We start from the raw sequence: 2660 nt of genomic DNA, 5'->3' as shown, positions 1-2660 counted from the left end.
AATTGTAAAAAAGATTAAAAAAAGATTAAAAAAGTAGTTGTGAATAAGGAAAAGGGTTATATATTTGCGCCCCGAAACAGACGTCCCGAGAGGCAAGTTTCAGAAGTTCATTTCCATAAAAAAGCACATCGAAAAAATTTTTTAAAAAAAATTAAAAAGATGTTGCGGGAATGAAAAAAGGGTTTTATATTTGCACCCGCTTAGCGAAACAACGTTAAGAGAAAGTAAAGAAAAGTTCATTAACATATTGAATTGACAGCGTAAAAATCAACTGGAAACGGTTGGTTTAAAACAAGAGAACAAACCATTTTGAGTACTGAAAAATTCCTATTAGTTGTTAAATAATATTTAAGATTTAACGATGAAGAGTTTGATCCTGGCTCAGGATGAACGCTAGCGGCAGGCCTAACACATGCAAGTCGAACGGTAACAGGAAAAAGCTTGCTTTTTTGCTGACGAGTGGCGCACGGGTGCGTAACGCGTATACAATCTACCTTTTACGGGGGGATAGCCTTTAGAAATGAAGATTAATACCCCATAGTATTTCAATTTCGCATGTTATTGAAATTAAAGTTTCGGCGGTAAAAGATGAGTATGCGTTCTATTAGCTAGATGGTGCGGTAACGGCGCACCATGGCGACGATAGATAGGGGCCCTGAGAGGGGGATCCCCCACACTGGTACTGAGACACGGACCAGACTCCTACGGGAGGCAGCAGTGAGGAATATTGGACAATGGGCGAGAGCCTGATCCAGCCATGCCGCGTGCAGGAAGACTGCCCTATGGGTTGTAAACTGCTTTTATACGGGAAGAAACCCATCTACGTGTAGATGGCTGACGGTACCGTAAGAATAAGGATCGGCTAACTCCGTGCCAGCAGCCGCGGTAATACGGAGGATCCGAGCGTTATCCGGAATCATTGGGTTTAAAGGGTTCGTAGGTGGATGATTAAGTCAGAGGTGAAATCCTGCAGCTCAACTGTAGAATTGCCTTTGATACTGGTCATCTTGAATTATCGTGAAGTAGTTAGAATATGTAGTGTAGCGGTGAAATGCATAGATATTACATAGAATACCAATTGCGAAGGCAGATTACTAACGATATATTGACACTGATGGACGAAAGCGTGGGGAGCGAACGGGATTAGATACCCCGGTAGTCCACGCCGTAAACGATGGTCACTAGCTGTCCGGACTTCGGTCTGGGTGGCTAAGCGAAAGTGATAAGTGACCCACCTGGGGAGTACGTTCGCAAGAATGAAACTCAAAGGAATTGACGGGGGCCCGCACAAGCGGTGGAGCATGTGGTTTAATTCGATGATACGCGAGGAACCTTACCAGGGCTTAAATGTAAGTTGCATGATTTAGAGATAGATCTTTCTTCGGACTACTTACAAGGTGCTGCATGGTTGTCGTCAGCTCGTGCCGTGAGGTGTCAGGTTAAGTCCTATAACGAGCGCAACCCCTGTTGTTAGTTGCCAGCGAGTAATGTCGGGAACTCTAGCAAGACTGCCGGTGCAAACCGTGAGGAAGGTGGGGATGACGTCAAATCATCACGGCCCTTACGTCCTGGGCTACACACGTGCTACAATGGTAGGGACAGAGAGCAGCCACTTCGCGAGAAGGAGCGAATCTATAAACCCTATCACAGTTCGGATCGGAGTCTGCAACTCGACTCCGTGAAGCTGGAATCGCTAGTAATCGCATATCAGCCATGATGCGGTGAATACGTTCCCGGGCCTTGTACACACCGCCCGTCAAGCCATGGAAGCTGGGAGTGCCTGAAGTCCGTCACCGCAAGGAGCGGCCTAGGGTAAAATCGGTAACTAGGGCTAAGTCGTAACAAGGTAGCCGTACCGGAAGGTGCGGCTGGAACACCTCCTTTCTAGAGAAAGACGACTAAGAGGAAAAAAAAGGAAATAGATAGTTTGTTCTTTTGCTGTTAATTTAAGATATCAATAATTAAGTAGAGTCTCATAGCTCAGCTGGTTAGAGCGCTACACTGATAATGTAGAGGTCGGCAGTTCGAGTCTGCCTGAGACTACTAATTAAAGGAAATTCTAGAAGTTGAGTGGGTAGTTAGACTAACTACTAACTACTATATACTAACTACTAGTATATGGGGAATTAGCTCAGCTGGCTAGAGCGCCTGCCTTGCACGCAGGAGGTCACCGGTTCGACTCCGGTATTCTCCACAAGGTCAGAAGACCAAAAGTTCATTGACATATTGAAAAAAGATACATGAAAATTAGATAGAAATATTTAATAAAATTAATAATTGTAACGAGCAATTATAACTCATTAAAAAGACAAAAGTACAATAAGCTAAGTAAGAGCGTATGGGGAATGCCTAGGCTCTCAGAGGCGATGAAGGACGTGATAAGCTGCGAAAAGCTGCGGGGATTGGCACATACAAATTGATCCGCAGATATCCGAATGGGGCAACCCAGCATGTTGAAGACATGTTATCCGAAAGGAAGCGAACCCGGAGAACTGAAACATCTAAGTACCCGGAGGAGAAGAAAACAAAAGTGATTCCGCTAGTAGTGGCGAGCGAACGCGGATTAGCCCAAACCAATGTTGTTACGGCAATATTGGGGTTGTAGGACTGCAATATTCGATCTATAATGAACTAGAACTGTTTGGAAAGACAGGCCAGAG

At 44.8% G+C, this 2660-nt stretch carries 2 tRNA genes and 2 rRNA genes (1 of these 4 cut by a window edge); all 4 read left to right on the top strand.

Features of this window, described 5'->3' with window-relative positions:
- Window positions 1-358 precede the first annotated feature (358 nt).
- A 16S ribosomal RNA gene (locus tag QGM60_RS17985) occupies window positions 359-1884 on the top strand.
- An 85-nt stretch (window positions 1885-1969) separates the two neighbouring features.
- Window positions 1970-2043: transfer RNA gene (locus QGM60_RS17980), tRNA-Ile, on the top strand.
- Window positions 2044-2120: 77 nt separating this feature from the next.
- Window positions 2121-2194: transfer RNA gene (locus tag QGM60_RS17975), tRNA-Ala, on the top strand.
- A gap of 123 nt (window positions 2195-2317) precedes the next feature.
- Window positions 2318-2660: ribosomal RNA gene (locus tag QGM60_RS17970) — 23S ribosomal RNA — on the top strand; it runs 2473 nt beyond the window's last position.
- Together the 16S and 23S rRNA genes with 2 tRNA genes alongside form the textbook arrangement of a ribosomal RNA operon.

The sequence above is a fragment of the Winogradskyella sp. SYSU M77433 genome (genome assembly GCF_029911945.1).
GTDB lineage: Bacteria > Bacteroidota > Bacteroidia > Flavobacteriales > Flavobacteriaceae > Winogradskyella.
The sequence above is the reverse complement of the archived record's forward strand: the minus strand, read 5'-3'. Positions and strand labels throughout refer to the sequence as shown.